Source organism: Variovorax sp. Varisp36 (assembly GCF_047304235.1).
In the GTDB taxonomy this organism is placed as follows: domain Bacteria; phylum Pseudomonadota; class Gammaproteobacteria; order Burkholderiales; family Burkholderiaceae_C; genus Variovorax.
Map to the genome: position 1 here is coordinate 1 of NZ_JBGLYU010000049.1, position 17,138 is coordinate 17,138.

At 69.4% G+C, this 17,138-nt stretch carries 16 protein-coding genes; 5 read left to right on the forward strand and 11 right to left on the reverse strand.

What is annotated here, in order from left to right; all coding sequences use genetic code 11:
* A partial coding sequence (locus ACCD11_RS23335; RefSeq protein ID WP_413315624.1) for a glutathione S-transferase family protein occupies positions 1–634 on the forward strand: 634 nt, incomplete at its 5' end.
* Positions 631–1,632 carry a pyridoxamine 5'-phosphate oxidase family protein gene (locus ACCD11_RS23340; RefSeq protein ID WP_413315625.1) on the forward strand — a complete coding sequence of 334 codons (1,002 nt, stop codon included), beginning with the start codon at positions 631–633 and terminating at the stop codon, positions 1,630–1,632. The genes ACCD11_RS23335 and ACCD11_RS23340, both read left to right, overlap by 4 nt.
* On the opposite strand, the gene ACCD11_RS23345 is transcribed toward ACCD11_RS23340, so the two are convergent.
* Positions 1,590–2,774: a cytochrome P450 gene (locus ACCD11_RS23345; RefSeq protein WP_413315626.1), complete on the reverse strand. Its 1,185-nt coding sequence runs from the start codon at positions 2,772–2,774 to the stop codon at positions 1,590–1,592. The two genes, ACCD11_RS23340 and ACCD11_RS23345, sit on opposite strands and share 43 nt — an antisense overlap.
* Positions 2,775–2,856: 82 nt before the next feature.
* Between ACCD11_RS23345 and ACCD11_RS23350 the strand changes: the two genes are divergently transcribed.
* Positions 2,857–3,549, forward strand: coding sequence for an ArsR/SmtB family transcription factor (locus ACCD11_RS23350; protein ID WP_413315627.1), 693 nt, complete (start codon positions 2,857–2,859; stop codon positions 3,547–3,549).
* A 12-nt stretch (positions 3,550–3,561) separates the two neighbouring features.
* On the opposite strand, the gene ACCD11_RS23355 is transcribed toward ACCD11_RS23350, so the two are convergent.
* The 8 genes from ACCD11_RS23355 to ACCD11_RS23390 form a co-directional block, all read right to left on the reverse strand.
* On the reverse strand, positions 3,562–4,569 hold the full coding sequence (locus tag ACCD11_RS23355; RefSeq protein WP_413315628.1) for a Bug family tripartite tricarboxylate transporter substrate binding protein: 1,008 nt from the start codon (positions 4,567–4,569) through the stop codon (positions 3,562–3,564).
* 111 nt (positions 4,570–4,680) lie between these two features.
* Positions 4,681–5,691 (reverse strand): Bug family tripartite tricarboxylate transporter substrate binding protein, encoded by a 1,011-nt coding sequence (locus ACCD11_RS23360; RefSeq protein WP_413315629.1) that lies wholly within the window; start codon positions 5,689–5,691, stop codon positions 4,681–4,683.
* Between the two features lie 125 nt (positions 5,692–5,816).
* Complete coding sequence (locus ACCD11_RS23365) at positions 5,817–7,334, reverse strand: AMP nucleosidase (RefSeq protein ID WP_042672838.1); 1,518 nt, start codon at positions 7,332–7,334, stop codon at positions 5,817–5,819.
* A 117-nt stretch (positions 7,335–7,451) separates the two neighbouring features.
* Positions 7,452–8,000 carry a TIGR00725 family protein gene (locus tag ACCD11_RS23370; protein WP_056597806.1) on the reverse strand — a complete coding sequence of 183 codons (549 nt, stop codon included), beginning with the start codon at positions 7,998–8,000 and terminating at the stop codon, positions 7,452–7,454.
* A complete protein-coding gene (locus ACCD11_RS23375) occupies positions 7,951–8,772 on the reverse strand; it encodes an ABC transporter permease (RefSeq protein ID WP_413315630.1) in 822 nt (273 codons plus the stop codon). Before ACCD11_RS23375 ends, ACCD11_RS23370 begins: the two co-directional genes overlap by 50 nt.
* Before the next feature lie 5 nt (positions 8,773–8,777).
* Complete coding sequence (locus ACCD11_RS23380) at positions 8,778–9,857, reverse strand: extracellular solute-binding protein (protein ID WP_413315631.1); 1,080 nt, start codon at positions 9,855–9,857, stop codon at positions 8,778–8,780.
* A gap of 22 nt (positions 9,858–9,879) precedes the next feature.
* The gene (locus ACCD11_RS23385) at positions 9,880–10,908 is read right to left on the reverse strand and encodes an ABC transporter ATP-binding protein (protein WP_413315632.1); all 1,029 of its coding nucleotides are present in this window, start codon (positions 10,906–10,908) and stop codon (positions 9,880–9,882) included.
* A complete protein-coding gene (locus tag ACCD11_RS23390; RefSeq protein WP_413315633.1) occupies positions 10,905–11,690 on the reverse strand; it encodes an ABC transporter permease in 786 nt (261 codons plus the stop codon). Before ACCD11_RS23390 ends, ACCD11_RS23385 begins: the two co-directional genes overlap by 4 nt.
* 169 nt (positions 11,691–11,859) lie before the next feature.
* Here ACCD11_RS23390 and ACCD11_RS23395 point away from each other — a divergent pair, with 169 nt between their 5' ends.
* Positions 11,860–12,774 (forward strand): LysR substrate-binding domain-containing protein, encoded by a 915-nt coding sequence (locus ACCD11_RS23395; protein ID WP_413315634.1) that lies wholly within the window; start codon positions 11,860–11,862, stop codon positions 12,772–12,774.
* Between the two features lie 54 nt (positions 12,775–12,828).
* Entirely contained in the window at positions 12,829–13,725 is an 897-nt protein-coding gene (locus ACCD11_RS23400; protein ID WP_413315635.1) for a ketopantoate reductase family protein, read from the forward strand.
* Here ACCD11_RS23400 and gorA read toward each other — a convergent pair.
* Together gorA and ACCD11_RS23410 are read right to left on the reverse strand one after the other, a co-directional pair.
* Positions 13,722–15,080, reverse strand: coding sequence for a glutathione-disulfide reductase (gene gorA, locus ACCD11_RS23405; protein WP_413315636.1), 1,359 nt, complete (start codon positions 15,078–15,080; stop codon positions 13,722–13,724). The genes ACCD11_RS23400 and gorA overlap by 4 nt on opposite strands.
* Positions 15,081–15,157: 77 nt before the next feature.
* The gene (locus ACCD11_RS23410; RefSeq protein ID WP_413315637.1) at positions 15,158–17,083 is read right to left on the reverse strand and encodes a DUF6600 domain-containing protein; all 1,926 of its coding nucleotides are present in this window, start codon (positions 17,081–17,083) and stop codon (positions 15,158–15,160) included.
* Between the last annotated feature and the right edge of the window lie 55 nt (positions 17,084–17,138).

A 17,138-nucleotide genomic window follows, 5' to 3' on the forward strand; every position in this document is an offset into this window, starting at 1 on the left:
CGCCCAGCCCATCAAGCTCTATGGTTCCGCCATCTCGGGCCACGTGCATCGCGTGCGCCTGTTCCTCGCGATGCTCGGCCTGCCATTCGAGAACATCGAGATCGACATGAGCAGGCGCGAGAACCGCACGCCCGAATTCCTGGCGCGCAACCCCTTCGGCCAGGTGCCGGTGATCGAGGACGGCGAACTCGCGCTGGCCGATTCCAACGCCATCCTCGTTTACCTCAACGAACGCTATGCGCCGGACCCCGCGCGCTGGATGCCGCGCGATCCCGTCGGTGCTGCGCGCGTGCAGCGCTGGTTTTCGGTGGCGGCCGGCCCGTTGGCCTACGGCCCGGCGGCGGCGCGGGTCATTGCGCTGTTCGGCCGCGACACCGACCCGGCGGAGATCGTCGCGCGTTCGCATGCGCTGCTCTCGGTAATGGAAATGCATTTGCAGCAGCAGCCCTTCCTCGCCGGCCACGACGCAACGCTCGCCGATATCGCGAACTACGCCTACGTGGCGCATGCACCCGAAGGCAGCGTGTCGATCGACGCCTATCCGAACCTGCGCGGCTGGCTCGAACGCGTGGAAGCCCTGCCGGGGTTCGTGCCGATGGTGCGCACGCCCATCGGGCTCGGGGCGGTTGCATGATCGCCGCGCCGTTCCATGCGGGCGAGCGCGCGATGCAGGCCCTGGCAGGCTCGCGCGAGCAGATGGAGGTGGCGGGCCCGCGCGTCATTCGCGACTACATGCCCGACCAGCACCGCGAATTCTTCGGGCTGCTGCCGTTCCTCGTGGTCGGCAGTCTCGACGCCGAACTGCAGCCGTGGGCCAGCGTGCTCGCGGCGCCCGCCGGCTTTGTGCATTCACCCGATGCCACGCACCTGCGCGTCGATGCGCTGCCGGCGGCGGGCGATCCGCTCGCCGGGCAGCTGAAGCAGGGCGCCACGCTGGGCCTGCTCGGCATGCAGCCGCACACGCGGCGGCGCAACCGCATGAACGGCACGGTCGAGGCGCTCGATGGTTCGGGCTTCATGGTCGCGGTGCAGCAGAGCTTCGGCAATTGCCCGCGCTACATCCAGGCGCGCGAGCCGGTGTTCGCATCGCCGCGCAGCGATGCGGCGCCGCAGGTGCAGTGGCTCGACGAACTCGACCTGGCGGCGCATCGCCTGATCGGCAGCGCCGACACGCTGTTCATCGCCACCGCCTATCCGAACGAAGCGGCGGCGGGCGATGAGGCCGATGCGAGTTCGCACGGCGTCGACGTGTCGCACCGCGGCGGCCGTCCGGGCTTCGTGCGCATCGACAACGACCACGAAGGCGACGTGCTCACCGTGCCGGATTTCAACGGCAACCGCTTCTTCAACACGCTCGGCAACCTGGCGGCGCATCCGCGCGCGGGGCTGCTGTTCGTCGACTTCGACAGCGGCGACCTGCTGCACGTGGCGGTCACGGCAGAGATCGTGTGGGACGGTCCCGAAGTGGCCGCGTTCGAAGGTGCGGAGCGGCTGATGCGCTTTCGGGTCACGCACGCCCTGCGTCGTCCGGCGGCGTTGCCGCTGCGCTGGGGTGATGCACAACTGTCGCCCCACCTGGCGGGCACGGGTCAGTGGAACACGGGGATGCGCCCATTGACCGACGGCCGATAGCTCCAGCCGCGCACGCGCTGCGCATCGAGGTCGGCTGCATGGCGCGGCAGCAGGGCACCGAGGCTGGCCGCCGCCAGCGTGCAGGCCAGCGCCTGCCCCGGACACGCGTGCATGCCGTGGCCGAAGCCGAGCATGCGGCGGCGGGCGCGCACGGGCATGAAGCGATCGGGGTCGGGGTTGAGTGCCGGGTCGCGGTTGGCCGAGGCCAGCAGCACCAGCACCGCATCGCCGGCCGCCAGCGGGGTGCCGGCGATCTCGACGGCCTCGGCGGCAAAGCGCCGCGTGTTCTGCACCGACGGGTCGTGGCGCGCGGTCTCCTCGACGATGGCTTGCAGGCCGTCGCGCGTGCGGGTCGACGCACTCGGCAGGGAAGGCTCGCGCATCATCGCGATCAGGCTGTTGCCGACCAGGCCCGCCGTGGCGTCGCAGGTCTGCGAGAGCAGGCCCGCGAGGTTCGCGAGCAGAGAGCGCGACACGCGCGCATCGCCCGCGCTCTCGGCAAGCACAGCCGCGAGCAACGTGCCGTGCCGCGGCGGCGCGACCGCTGCCAGCATTTCAAAGCGCGCCATCAGTTCGCCCGCTGCGGCGCTCGCACGCTCCAGCTGCTCGGGCGTGGACAACGGCGACAGGCAGGCCACGAAGTCGCGCAGCCACCGGTCCACCTGCGCCAGCGCATCGTCGGCAAAACCCAGCAGGTGCGCGACGGCCTGCACGGGCATCGAGAACAGCGTGTCGGACAGCGGCTGCTGCCCGGGCACGCGCTGCGCCACCCGCAAGGCGGCTGCATGCACGGCGTTCAGGTCGAGGCCGGCCAGAGCGCGTTGCAGCCCGGGCCGATGCGCCTGGTGCGCCGCGCCGTCGTTCATGCGCACCAGATGTCCGAACACTTCGCCGGCCGCGCTGCCCGCGATGGCGCGCGGCACCGGCTCGGCGGCCGGCCGCACGCGCAGCGCGCCATGCGCGAGCAGTACCTGCTCGATGACATCCGCGCGGCTTGCGACCCAGAGGCGCAGTTTCTCGTTCCACGCGAGCGGCGGGCCGTCGCGCAGGGTGGCGTAGCAGGGATAGGGGTCGGCATGCGTGGCGGCTGCGACCGGGTCGGCGGGCATGTCGATGTCGACGGGGCGGTTGCTTTCGTTCATGGCCGCAGTGTGCGATCGAAGCCGCCATCACACTTCGCCCGCGAACGAAGTGTCGGATGCAGCGCCGTTCTACGATGCGCGCATGGACTCCATTTCCTCCTCCGCCGATTTCCAGCTGGCCCGCCTGGCCGGCGCCATCGCCGAACCGGCGCGCGCCCGCATGCTGAGCTGCCTGATGGACGGCCATGCACGCACCGCCACCGAGCTGGCCACCGTCGCCGAGGTGGCCGCGTCGACCGCCAGCGCGCACCTCGCGCGCCTGAAGGACGAGCGGCTGGTCGAGCTGCTGGTGCAGGGCAAGCACCGCTACTTCCGCCTCGCCAGCGACGACGTCGCCGCCGCGCTCGAAAGCCTGATGGTGGTGGCCGGCACGCCGCGCACGCCCGGGTTCGAGCCGAGCACGCCGAGCCGCCTGCGCAGTGCGCGCACCTGCTACGACCACATGGCGGGCACGGCGGGCGTTGCGCTGCACGACCGGCTGCATGCCCAGGGCTGGCTCAGCGGCCTGCAAAGCGGCTCGTACGAGCTCACGCCCGAAGGCGCGATCGCGCTGGAGAGCCTGGGTGTCGAGGTCGATGCAGTGCGCCGCTCGCGCCGGCGCTTTGCCTGCGCCTGCCTGGACTGGAGTGAACGCCGGCCGCACCTGGGCGGCGCATTGGGTGCCGCATGGCTGCAGCTGTCGCTGCGCCGGGGATGGGTACGGCAGGAGCTGGACGGGCGGGCGCTCACGCTCACGCCGAAGGCGCAGCGCGAGATGCCGGAGCTTTTTTCTTGAAGCGCCGGGCGATCAGGCTTTGAGCTTGAGCAGGTAGATCAGCGGGCCGGCCATCGCCGTGTCGAGTTCGAGGAAGCTCTCGAAGTCCTTGCCCGCCATCCAGTACGCGTCCCAATTGCTGCGCTTGATGGTCTTCTGCCAGAGTTCGGCCATGGTGGCGCGGCGCACGGCTTCGAGCAGCACCGCGCGGCGCTCGGCCGGCACCTTCTTGCCGGTGAGCACGCCGCGCCAGTTGGCGAGGTCGGCGTCCACGCCCTGTTCGCGCACTGCCGGAATGCCCATGAACGAGCGCTTGGCCGATACGCCGATGGCGCGCAGCTTGCCGCTGGCCAGGCCTTCGCTGAATTCGCTGTAGCCCGAGATGCCGGCGGCCGCCTTGCCGCTTTCCAGCGCCTCGACCACCTGCGCACCGCCGGGGTACGGCTGGTAGACCAGCGCGGCCGCATTGCCGGCCACGCGCGCCAGCATGCCGGCGTACATGTGGTCCACGCCGCCGGCCGAGCCACCGGCGATGACCGTCTTGGCGGCATCGGCGCGCAGCTGCGCGATCAGGTCCTTCGGCGTCCTGATGGGCGAGTCGGCCCTCACCGCCACCACCTCGTAGTCGCTGGTGAGCCGCGCCACCGGCGCGAGCTGCGCCATGGTGACGGCGGGCTTCTGCAGCGCGACCGCGCCGACCATGACCATGCCGCTCATCAGCAGGGTGTCGGGGTCGGCATCGTATTTCTCTACGTACTTCGCCAGGCCGATGGTGCCGCCCTTGCCGCCGATGTTCTCGTAGGCGACATCGCCCACCGCACCCGACGCCACCATCGCGGCACCAAGCGCGCGGCCGGTCTGGTCCCAGCCGCCGCCTTCGTTGGCGGGAATCACGATGCGCAGCTTGGGGATCAGCTGCGGTTCGGCCGCGCCAGCCAACCGGGGCCAGAACGCTTCCGGCACCACGCCCGCGACGACGGCCGATGCCAACCATGCAGCGAGGCTGCGGCGAGAAAAGCCTGCTGGCACGGGATGCGGCATTTTGTTTCCAGTTGTCTATAAAGGTAACCGGATGATGTCCGAAAAACGAGCAGCCTCCTCGGGTTTTACATCTAGGGAAAACCCTTGGAGTTGAGTGGCGGCCGTTGCCCCTCAGGCTTTCAGCTTGAGCAGATAGATCAGCGGACCGGCCATCGCCGTGTCGAGTTCGAGGAAGTTCTCGAAGTCCTTGCCCTCCATCCAGAAGGGGTCCCAGTTGTTCTGCTTGATGGTTTTCTGCCACAGGTCGGTGGCGGTGGCGCGCCGCACCACCGTCAGCAGTGCCGCCTTGCGGTAGGGCGGTACCTTGCGGCCGGTGAGCACGCCACGCCAGTTGGCGAGATCGGCATCGACGCCCTGTTCGCGCACCGACGCAATGCCCTGGAACGGCCGCTTCGACGACACGCCGATGGCGCGCAGCTTGCCGCTGGCCAGGCCTTCGCTGAACTCGCTGTAGCCCGAGATGCCCGCCGCGGCCTTGCCGCTTTCCAGCGCCTCGAGCACTTCGGCGCCGCCGGGGTGCGCCTGATAGACCAGCGTCTGCGAGGCGTCGGCCACGCGCGCCAGCATGCCGGCGTACATGTGGTCCACGCCGCCGGCCGAGCCGCCCGCGATGACGGTGTTGGCCGCATCGGCGCGCAGCTGCGCGATCAGGTCCTTGGGCGTCCTGATGGGTGAATCGGCCTTCACCGCCACCACCTCGTAGTCGCTGGTAAGGCGGGCGATGGGTGCCACGTGGGCCATGGTGACGGCGGGCTTCTGCAGCGCGACCGCGCCGACCATGACCATGCCGCTCATCAGGATCGTGTCGGGGTCGGCATCGTATTTCTCGGCGTACTTCGCCAGGCCGATCGTGCCGCCCTTGCCGCCGACGTTCTCGTACACCACGCTGCCGACCGCGCCGGAGGCCAGCATCGCGGCACCGAGCGCGCGACCGGTCTGGTCCCAGCCGCCGCCTTCGTTGGCGGGAATCACGATGCGCAGCTTGCTGCTCACGGGCGCGTCGGCGGCGTGCGCGGCGCGCGGCCAGAGGGCGGCATGCCCTCCGCCGGCTGCTGCGGCCGAGGCCGCGATCCATGCCGAGAAGCTGCGGCGGGAGAGGGGAACGGAAGGCGACTGGGGCATCTTTTTTCCGGTTGTCTGTAGGGCCAGCCAGATGATGTCCGCGAAACGCGGCAATCCCGCGCCGCGGCGGGCAGGACAAACCCTGAGGCCCGCGCTCTCCCAGGGCCCTGCTGGAGCCCTTCTTCTTACTGGAATGCCACCTCGTCGAAGCTGCGCAGCTTGCGGCTGTGCAGCCGTGTCGAGCCTTCCGCGCGCAGGATGTCGATGGCGCGCATGCCGATGCGCAGGTGCTGCTCCACGCGCTCGCGGTAGAAGTGGTTGGCCATGCCGGGCAGCTTGATCTCGCCGTGCAGCGGCTTGTCGCTCACGCACAGCAGGGTGCCGTAGGGCACACGGAAGCGGAAGCCGTTGGCCGCGATGGTTGCGCTTTCCATGTCGAGCGCCACCGCGCGGCTCTGGCTGAAGCGGCGCTGCGGCTGGTTGCCGGGCAGCAGCTCCCAGTTGCGGTTGTCGGTGCTGGCTACGGTGCCGGTGCGCATGATCTTCTTGAGGTCGGGGCCTTCGTAGCGCGTGATGTCGGCCACGGCTTTTTCCAGCGCGAGCTGGATTTCCGACAGTGCCGGAATCGGCACCCACAGCGGCAGCTCCTCGTCGAGCACGTGGTCCTCGCGCACGTAGGCGTGGGCCAGCACGTAGTCGCCAAGCTGCTGCGTGTTGCGCAGGCCGGCGCAGTGGCCCAGCATCATCCAGGCATGCGGGCGCAGCACCGCGATGTGGTCGGTGATGGTCTTGGCATTGGCCGGGCCGACGCCGATGTTGACCATGGTGGTGCCGCTGCAGTCCTCGCGCACCAGGTGGTAGGCCGGCATCTGCGGCAGCCGCGGCGGCGCGGTGCCCTGGCTGCCGTCGAGCAGGTGGCCGTAGGTGCTGCTCGAACCGGCCGGCAGCCCGCGCCGGCGCGTGACCACGTTGCCGGGCTCGATGAAGGCGACGTACTCGCTGTTCTCGTCGGCCATCGCCTCGTGGCCCAGGCGCACGAACTCGTCGATGTAGAACTGGTAGTTGGTGAACAGCACGAAGTTCTGGAACCACTCGGGCGCGGTGCCCGTGTAGTGGCGCAGGCGGTGCAGCGAGTAGTCCACCCGCGCGGCCGTGAACAGCGACAGCGGCTGCGCCTCGCCATCGCGCGCCTCGTAGGTGCCGTTGGCGATGCCGTCGTCCATCACGCCCAGGTCGGGCAGGTCGAACACGTCGCGCATCAGGGCGCGGCGCTCGGCGCTCATGGTGCCTTCGATGTGGTCGTTCTCGGCAAAGGAGAAGTGGATCGGAATGGGCTGCGTGCTGGTGCCCACCTCGAGCTCGACCTGGTGGTTCTCCAGCAGCAGGCGGAACTGGTCGAGGTAGTAGCGCGAGAACAGGTCCGGCCGCGTCAGCGTGGTCTCGTAGCGGCCGGGTCCGGCGACGAAGCCGTAGCTCAGCCCGGCGTTGGCAGGCGGCGTGTGGCGCGAGACGGTGTGGGTGTGCACCCGCACGAAGGGGTAGCAGGCCCGCACCCGGCCCGGCAGCGCCTCGCCGGCAACGAAGCGCAGCATCGATTCGCGCAGGTGGGCCAGGCCGCCCTGGTAGATGGTCTTGACCTGTTCGAGTGCGGCGGCAGCGTCGGTGAAGCGGGCGGGGGCGACGAAGGTGGGCATGTAGGGCATGCCTGTCATTGTGCAATGCCTGCGGTGTTTGCCTTGGGGCCGCGTTGGGGTGCGTTGTTCAGGGCGCGCTCACGCCGACGGGGTGCCTTGCTCCGCGAATGTCCCCTGCACGGCCTCTCAAGCCAGCAGGCAGCCCAGCACCTTGCCCAGCATGTCGTTCACATCCGCAGCCTGCACCGCGCCCGGCAGCTCGATATCGCCGTGCATCACGAACACCGGCTTGCCCCACTTGAGCCCCATCGCCATCTCCGACAGCGTGCCCATGTTGCCGCCGATGGCGACCAGGCACACGCCGCTGCGCGCGACGATGCCGTTGCGCATCTCGCCCATACCGGTCGGGATCGCCACGCTGAGCCATTCGTTGGCATTGCGGTCGTCGTCCTCGGGCAGGATGCCCACGGCGATGCCGCCGGCTTCCACCGCACCGCGCGAGGCTGCGGCCATCACGCCGCCGCGCCCGCCGCAGACCACTGCCATGCCTGCGCCGGCCAGCGCGTGCGCCACGGCATAGGCCGCCTCGCACTCTGCCGGGCCGCCGTCGCCGGGACCGATGATGGCCACCGGCTGGCGGTGGCGCGCCGGCCCCCACTGCTTCTGCGCCAGGCGCGTCAGCGCCTCAGTGACCGGCGCCGACAGCACCGCGCTCGCGCCTTCGCGTAAAGACATCGCCCACTCCCATCACGATCACACACACCACCATCAGCACCAGCGACAAGGCCGCCGCCACCGCGAAATCGGAACCGCCGTCGCCCACCTGCGCGAGCAGCATCAGCGGCAGGATGTTGAGCTGCGTGCCCACCAGCGCCAGCGCCGTGCCGTAGGTGCCCATCGCTATCGCGGCCACCATGCAGGCGTTCGACAACACCGAGGGCAGCACCTCGGGCACCACCGTGTCCCGGAAGGCGCGCGAGCGCGAAGCGCCCAGCGTGCGCGCCGCCTGCGCCGGGCGCAGGTCGAGGTTCGCGAACACCGGGTACAGCGACAGCGCCACGCGCGGAATCAGGTAGTAGGCATATGCAAAGCCCAGGCCCGACACGCTGTAGATCCAGCTGCCGATGGCCGCCGGGTCTGCGCCCAGGCCCGCGAGCAGCTGCGTCACGAAGCCGGCGCGACCGAAGGCCAGGATGAAGCCATAGGCGATCACCAGCCCCGAGAAAGCCAGCGGCAGGCCCAGCAGCGTCATCATCCATTGGCGCCGGCCCTCGGGCTGGCGAGCGAGTTCGATCGCGATGCAAGTGCCCACCAGCGCCGACATGAGACCCGCCGCGAGCCCGAGCGCCAGCGTGTTGCGCAGCGCGCCGAAGAACAGCGGGTTGCCGAACAGCCGGCCGAAGGCGCTGCCGCCCTCGCCGAAGGCCTCGGGCAGCAGCGCCGCGAGCGGCACCGCGAAGAACAGCGCCATGAAGGCCCATGCGGGCCAGGCGCCAAAGCGTCGCATGCTGATTACTTCCCCAATGCAGCCTGGGCCCAGAGCTTGTCGACCTCGGCCTTGCGCTCCGACGCCTTCACCACGTCGAGCGGGCGGATCTGCGGCGCGGCCGGCATCTTGGCCGCGACATCGGCCGACAGCGGCGTACCCGGCACGGCGGGCCGCACGAAGCCCTGCGCGAACAGCGACTGGCCGGCCTCGCTCATGATGAAGTTGAGCCACAGCTTGCCGGCGTTCGGGTTCGGGCCGTTCTTCACGAGGCTGATGGCGTAGGGCGCGGCCACGCTGGCTTCCTTCGGGATCACGACTTCCACCGCGTCGCCCATGCCGTCGACGTGCTTGGCCTTCAGGCCGTCGTTCTCGTAGCTGATCCACACGGGGATCTCGCCCTTCAGGAACTTGGCATACGGCGTGGTGCCTTCCACGCGCAGCACGTTGCCGGCCGCATGCAGCTTGCCGAGGTAGTCGGTGCCCGGCTGCACGTTGTCGACGCTGCCGCCGTTGGCATACGCCGCCGCGAAGGTCAGCACCTGGCCGATGCCGGTGGAGCGCGGGTCGAGGTAGACCACCGTGCTCTTGAACTCGGGCTTGAGCAGGTCGGCCCAGCCGGTGGGCACGGTCTTCACCAGTTTCTTGTTGACCAGGAAGGCGATGTTGAGCGTGTGGATGGTGAACCAGCGGCCCTCGGCCTCGCGGAACACGGGCGGCAGCTTGTCGAAGTTGACGGGCTTGAAGGGCGCGACCACGTCCTTCTTCGCGGCATCGACGGCCGAGGCCGCGAAGTAATAGGCGGTGTCGGCCTGCGGGCGGCGCTTGGTCTTTTCGAGTGCGACCACAGTGGCGGCGGAGCCGATGTCGTTGTAGGTCAGCTCGATCTCGGGGTAGCGCTTCTTGAAGTCGCGGAACAGCGATTTCCAGTTGGCCCACTCGGGGCCGGTGTCGAAGGAGACGCACAGGCCTTCCTTCTGCGCCTCGGCGTACAGCGCCTTCTCGCCCGCGTAGAGCTCGGGGCCGTCGAAGGCGAATGCGGTGCGTGCCGCGAGAGAGGCCAGCGGCAGTGCGCCGGCGGCCTGGATCAGATGTCTGCGTTGCATGGTGGCTCCTTGAAGGAAAAGGTCAGTGGTCGAGTAAACGGAGGTGTTCGGGCGCGACGGCAATGGCTTCGTTGGCCGGCGCGGGCGACTCGGCGAGGAAGGGCTTGGGCGCTCCCTGCACTTCGAAGTCGTAGCGCGTGAGCGCGCCCAGGTAGCGCTGTGCGCCGGTGCGGCCCGCGAGGCGGTTCATGGCGTTGGGCGCCGGGTCGGGCTGGATGTGCTCGGGGCGCACCAGCACATGCACCGGGGTGCCGAAGGAGCGGCTGCCCGTCTCGGCGAAGAGCTCGGCAAAGCCCAGGTCCAGCCGGCCCGGCGAGGCCACCTTCGCGGGCAGGATCGTCGAGAGCCCCACGAACTCGGCCACCGCGCGGCTCGCGGGGTTCTCGTAGATATCGCGTGGCGTGGCGATCTGCAGCAGCCGGCCGTCTTTCAGCATGGCCACGCGGTCGGCCATCACCAGCGCTTCTTCCTGGTCGTGCGTGACGAGCAGCGTGGTGGCGTTGAAGCGCTGCTGGATCGAGCGGATCTGGTCGCGCAGGTGGCCGCGCACGCTGGCGTCGAGCGCCGACAGCGGCTCGTCGAGCAGCAGCGCACGCGGGTCGATGGCCAGCGCGCGGGCAAGAGCCACGCGCTGCTGCTGCCCACCCGAGAGCTGCGCCACGGCGCGCTGCGAGAACTCGCCCAGCCCCACGATGTCGAGCAACTCCTGCGCGCGCTTGCGCCGCTCGGCCGTTGCCACCTTGCGCAGCTTGAGCCCGTAGGCCACGTTGTCGAGCACGCTCAAATGCGGAAACAGCGCATAGCTCTGGAACACCATGCCGATGTGGCGCTGGTGCACCGGCGTGCGCGACATGTCTTCGCCGCCAAGCATGATGCGACCGGCGTGGCCCGTCTCCAGGCCCGCCACCAGCTTGAGCAGCGTCGACTTGCCCGACCCGCTGGGCCCGATTACCGCGACCAGTTCGCCGGTACGCACGTCGAGCGACACGTCGTGCAGGCCGTGCGTGCTGCCGGGGTAGTTGTAGCTGACGTTGTCGAACAAGAGGCTCATGCGCGCTGCTTTACAAGGGAAGAAGAAAGAAGCGCCGACGCGCTGGCCAGCACAAGAAGGATCACTGTGGCCGCGCAGGCAAAGCCCGTTGCGCCGTAGAAGGCCTGCAGCAGCACGACTGGGTAGGTGCGGTTCTGGAAACTCGTGAGCAGGTTCGACACGCCGAACTCGCCCACCGATATCGCGGCCACCATCACCAGCCCGCTGATCAGGCTCTGGCGCAGGCTCGGCAGCACGATGCCGGTGAACTGCTGCCAGCCCGAGGCGCCGAGCGTGGCCGCGGCCTGCTCGAGCCGGCCCAGGTCGAGGTGGCGCAGGTCGGTCAGCAGCGTGTTGGTGAGATAGGGCAGCGTGAGGATCGCGTGCGCCGCGATCAGCAGCGGCATCGAGCCCAGCCAGGGCGCGAGGTCGGTGTTGAACACGATCATGTAGCCGAAGGCCAGCGTGATGGCCGGCACCGCCACCGGCGTGGCGCTCACGATCCGCGCCGCCAGGCTGCCGCCGCGCCGCGCGCCGTGGTACAGCGCATAGGCCAGCGGAAGCGCCAGCACGGTGTTGATGGCGCAGGCCGCCATGGCGACCACGAGGCTGCTCACGAAGGCCTTGCGGAAGGAGGTGTCGAGCCAGAGGTCGAGATACCACTGCCCGGTGATGCCCGTGGGCAGCAGCGTGTTGGTCCAGTTGCCGCCCACGCTGCCGACGAGCAGCAGGGCGATGGGCAGCAGCAGGTACAGGCCGTAGATGAGCGAGATGCCGCGAACCAAGGTTGTCTCCAGTGTCATTGGCACCCGGCATACTTTCCGGATGCGCTACTGTCTGCGCCGGCCATGCCGCCGCGATGCTTCGAATTCTAGGAAGCGCATGCGAACTTATGGGTGAAAGTTGGATGACGACACTTGAGCAATCGGAAAGCGTTTTTCATTCAGCTTTCATCAACCGGAGCCATGCAGCATGAAGCGTGACTGCCCCACCATCCAGGAGCTGCTGGCCTTCGACGCCGTGGCGCGCCACGAGAGCATCACGCTCGCGGCCGGCGCCCTGTGCATCACCGTGAGCGCGGTCAGCAAGCAGATTGCGGGGCTCGAAGCTTTCCTCGGCCGCGAACTGCTGCAGAAGAACGGACGCGGCGTGCAGCTGACCCCCCAGGGGCGCGTGTACTGGCAGAAGATTTCGGGTGGGCTGCGAGCGATTGAAACGGCGACCTTCGAGGCGCGCTCGGGCGATGCGGGCGCCGGACTTCTCACGCTGGCGAGCGTGCCCACCTTCCTCACCAAGTGGCTGATTCCGCGCCTGCCCGCCTTCAGCCAGAAGAGCCGCCACGTGATGCTGAGCTTCAGCCGCCACCTGGAGCCGAGCGACGGCATTCCGGCCGGCGTGGACGCCGCGATCCGCTACGGCCCCGACGGCTGGCCCGGCGTGGTGTCCGAATACATCGCGGGGCGCGAGTTCGTGCTGATCGTGGCGCGCTTGCTGGTCGAAGGGCGGCACCGCATCGCGCAGCCCGCCGACATCCTCGGCCACACGCTGCTGCACCACGAGGGCGCGCCGACCGCGTGGCGCCAGTGGGCCGCGCAACACGGCGTGCCGGAGGTGCAGACCGTGGCCGGCCCGCGCTTCGCGCAGTACTCCGCGTTGATCCAGGCAGCGCTCAACGGCCTGGGCATCGGCCTCGTGCCCAGGCTGCTGGTGCAGGAAGAACTGGCGGAAGGCTCGCTGCTGAGTCCCTGCGGCACGCCGGTGAGCGTGAACCAGGGGCACTATCTCTGCTATCGGCCGGACCGGCTCGACCTGCCGGCGTTCGTGGCGTTCCGCGAATGGCTGCTGCAAGAGGGAGCGGCCTCGCGCGGCGTGGAGGCCGAAGCATGAAACGGCCGTGTTGAGTAACCTCGTGGTCCGAACAGACAACGAAGGACACGATCGATGAAAGTCGCAGTCATGGGCGCCGGCGCAGTCGGCTGCTACTACGGCGCCATGCTGGCGCGCGCCGGACACGAGGTGGTGCTGATCGGGCGGCCCTCGCATGTGGAGGCCGTCAACGCCAGCGGGCTTCGGCTGGAGACCAAGGCCTTCGACGAATTCGTGAAGGTGGCAGCCAGCACCGAAGCCAGCGCAGCGCACGGCGCCGACCTCGTTCTGTTCTGCGTGAAGTCCACCGACAGCGAATCGGCCGCCGCGCAGATCAAGCCGCACCTCTCTCCCGGTGCGCTGGTGCTCACATTGCAGAACGGCGTGGACAACGACGAGCGCGTGCGACCGGTGCTGCCGTCGAATGAGGTTGCAGCGGCCGTGGTCTACGTCGCCACCGAGATGGCGGGGCCGGGCCATGTGAAGCACCACGGGCGCGGCGAACTGGTGATTGCGCCTTCGCGCATGAGCGAACAGGTCGCTCGGCATCTGGCCGCCGCAGGCGTGCCCACGCAAATCTCCGACAACGTGCGTGGCTCGCTGTGGGCCAAGCTGATCCTCAACTGCGCCTACAACGCACTGTCCGCCGTCACGCAGCTGCCCTACGGTGTGCTCGTCAAAGGCGAGGGCGTGGCCGAGGTGATCCGCGACGTGGTGGCCGAATGCCTCGCCGTCGCAAAAGCCGAGGGCGTTGTGGTGCCCGGCGACACCGACGCTGCCGTGCGCGGCATCGCGCAGACCATGCCTTCGCAGTACTCGTCCACCGCGCAGGACCTCGCGCGCGGCAAGCTCAGCGAGATCGACCACCTCAACGGCCTGGTCGTGCGGCGCGGCCAGGCGCTCGGCGTTCCCACGCCGGCGAACCGCGTGCTGTTCGTGATGGTGAAGCTGCTCGAAGGCAAGCAGCGCTAGCCTGGCATCGGCTCGCGCATCGTCACGAACTCCTCGGCCGCAGTCGGGTGTATGCCGATGGTGCTGTCGAACAGCGCTTTCGTCGCACCCGCGCGCATCGCCACCGCAAAGCCCTGCACCACTTCGCCCGCGTCCGCGCCCACCATGTGCAGGCCCACCACGCGGTCGGTGGCCTTCTCGACCACCAGCTTCATGAAGGTGCGCTCGCTGCGGCCCGACAGCGTGTGGCGCAGCGACTTGAACTCGCTCGAGAACACCGTGACCTCGCCGAACTTCGCGCGCGCTTCGAGTTCGGTGTAGCCGCAGGTACCGATGTTCGGGTGCGTGAACACGGCTGTGGGAATGAACTCGTAGTCGAGCCGGCGCTTGCCCTTGCCGAAGAGTTCGTCGACCACCACCATCGCCTCGGCCAGCGCCACCGGCGTGAGCTGCACGCGCGTGGACACGTCGCCCACCGCATGGATCGACGGCACCGAGCTGCGGTAGTGCGCATCGACCGCGATGGCGCCGCGCTCGTCGAGCTTCACGCCCGCCGCCTCGAGGCCGAGCCCCTGTGTGTTGGGCACCCGGCCGGTGGCGAAGAGCACCGTGTCCGCCTCGATCTGCTGGCCGCGCGCCAGCGTGACGGCAAGCCCGTGCGGCCCGCGCGTGACCGAGGTGGCTTCGCAGTTCAGCCGCACGTCGACGCCGGCCTTGCCCATCTCGTTCGCAAGGAACTGCCGCACGTCGTCGTCGAAGCCGGTGAGCAGGTGTGCGCGGCGGTGCAGCTGCGTGACCTGGGCGCCGAGGCCGTTGAAGATGGATGCGAATTCGCAGGCGATGTAGCCGCCGCCCACCACCAGCAGGCGCTTGGGGAAGGGGTCGAGATCGAACATCGCATCGGAGCTCACGATGTGTTCGCGGCCCGGAATGTCGGGCACGTAGGGCGTGCCGCCGGTGGCCACCAGCAGGTGACGCGCGGTGTGGCGCTTGCCGTCGACTTCCACCGTGTGGGCGTCGGCCAGCTGCGCCCAGCCGGTGACGAGCGTGACGCCCGCGTTCTTCAGCAGCGAGGCATAGATGCCGTTGAGCCGCGTGATCTCTTTTGCGCGCTGCGACTTCAGGTGCGCCCAGTCGAACTGCGGCGCCTGCGGCAGCTTCCAGCCGTAGCCGGCGGCTTCCTCGAACGATTCGGCATAGCCGGCGGCGTAGCTGTAGAGCTTCTTCGGTATGCAGCCCACGTTGACGCAGGTACCGCCGAGTTCGGCGGCCTCGGCGATGGCGACACGCGCGCCGGTTTGCGCGGCCATGCGCGCGGCGCGGACGCCGCCGCTGCCGCCGCCGATGACGAAGAGATCGAAGTCGAATGTGGGCATGAAAGGCTCCTTGGCCGCCGACTGTAGCGGCGGGCCGAAGGAAGCGCTTCCGGCGGGACTTGCGCGGCGGCTGGCGTTCAGCGCGAGTCGGGCGAGGTCCAGAGCCTGCGCGGATCGTCGCTGCGCTGGCCTTGCGGCTGCGGCTGCTGCGGCGCTGGCGCGATGCCGCGCTGCTGCTGGATCGCGCGCAACTGGGCCTCCTGCGCCTGCCGCATCGCGTTCTGCTGGGCCTGAAGCTGGGCTTGCGCCTGCTGCTGCGCCTGTGCGGCGCGCAATTGCATTTCCTGCTGCTGGCGAAGCTGCTGTTGCTGTTGCTGGGCCTGCTGCTGGGTCGCGCGTTGCTGCTGCTGCATCTGTTGCTGTTGTTGAAGCATCTGCTGCTGCTGCTGAGCTTGCGCCTGCGCCTGCGCCGCGCGCTGCTGCATTTCCTGTTGCTGGCGCGGCGCCTGCTGTTGTTGCTGTTGCTGTTGCTGCTGCCAGCGTTCCTGTTCGCCGCGCTGGCGCCCGTCATGTTGGGCTCGCCAATCCTGCTGCTGGCGCCATTCCTGTTGCGGACGCCCGTCCTGGTGGCGCTGCCATTCCATCTGCTGTCGTTGCTGCAACTGTTGCTGCTGCTGCGCCTGCTGGAGCTGGATCTGCTGCTGCCGCGCCATCAGCGCCGCAGCCGGCGGGACCGCTGCGGCGGGCCGGCCGAAGCCGCCGCCGAAGCCGTTGATCGCGACGCCCGGCGTGGGAGCCACCGGTACGCGCGCGAAGCGGTCGTCCGGCAGCCGCACGAGGTCACGACGGCCGAAGGGGCCGCGGCCGAAGCGGTCGGCGGGCAACACGGTCACGGCGCCCGGCATCTGCTGGTTGGCATAGAAGTCGTTGCGCGGCCCGGCCTGACGGTTGTAGATGGCCATGCGGTTCACCTGGTCCACATGGCGCTGGCTCGCGTGGTAGCCGGGGCGCCATTGCTCGCCCGGGGCCAGCGGGAACCAGCCCACGCCGCTGCGGCCGTTGCCGATCTGGACGCCCGCGTTCGCACCGCCGCCCACGAAGCCGACCAGCGCCGGCGAATACACCGGCCGGCCGCTCGTCCGCCCCGGCACCCAGCCCCAGCGCGAACCCACGCGCGCCCAACGTCCGTAATGGAAGGGTGCGAAACCCCAAGGCGCGGCATCGACCCAGGTCAGGCCCCACGGCGCGACGTTGACCCACTGGCCGTCGCGGTACGGCGCCCAGTCGGCATCGACGTTGCGCGGGAACCAGACCTCGCCGTACGTGGCGTCGTTCTGCCAGTCGCCGTAGTTGTCGAGCTGCAGGTAGCCGACCACTTCGCGCGACACGTAGCGCGCCGAGACCGACTGGTCCTCGATGCGGTTGCGCTCGGCCACCCAGGCGTCGAAGCCGCCAGCCTGCGGCGGCGCACCGCCCACGGCCGCGAGGTCGCGGCCCGACACGGTGAGCTGCTGGCGCGCGGCCAGCGACTGCGATTGGCCGTTCTCGCCATAGAGCGTGGCGCGGCCCGAGGCCACGGCCACCCAGGTGGTGCCGGCGGCCGGATCGGAGGCGATGCGGTATTCGCCCGGCGCGTCGATCACCACCGCGAGGTTGCCGGTGTCGACCTCGAAGCGCTGGCCTGCCAGCTCGTCGCGCACCCGCAGCTGCAGGTTGCCCTGGTTCGAGGTGATGCGCGCCGTGTCGTCGTCGAGCTCGGAGAACTCCACGTGCGTCTGCCCGTCGAGCCGCAGGGCTGCCGAGCCGATGTACACCTCGGCGCGGGCATTGCGGTCGGTCCAGAGGCGGTCGCCGGTGGTGATGGGGCGGTTGGGCTGCGCGTCGTACCAGCTGTCGTCGCCGGCCGGCGCGAAGCTGATGGTGCCCTGGTGGAAGTTGAGACGGGCCACGCGGCCCGGCGGGTCCTGCTGGGCGCTGGCCGCGAGGCCGACGCACAGCATGGCCAGGCCGAGCAGCCAGCGGCGCAGCGTGGCGGAATGCATGGAAATGGCGGATGGGCTCATGGCGTTGTTCTCCCCGGTCGTTGGGACAATGCGAAAGCGCTGAATATGTAACGCG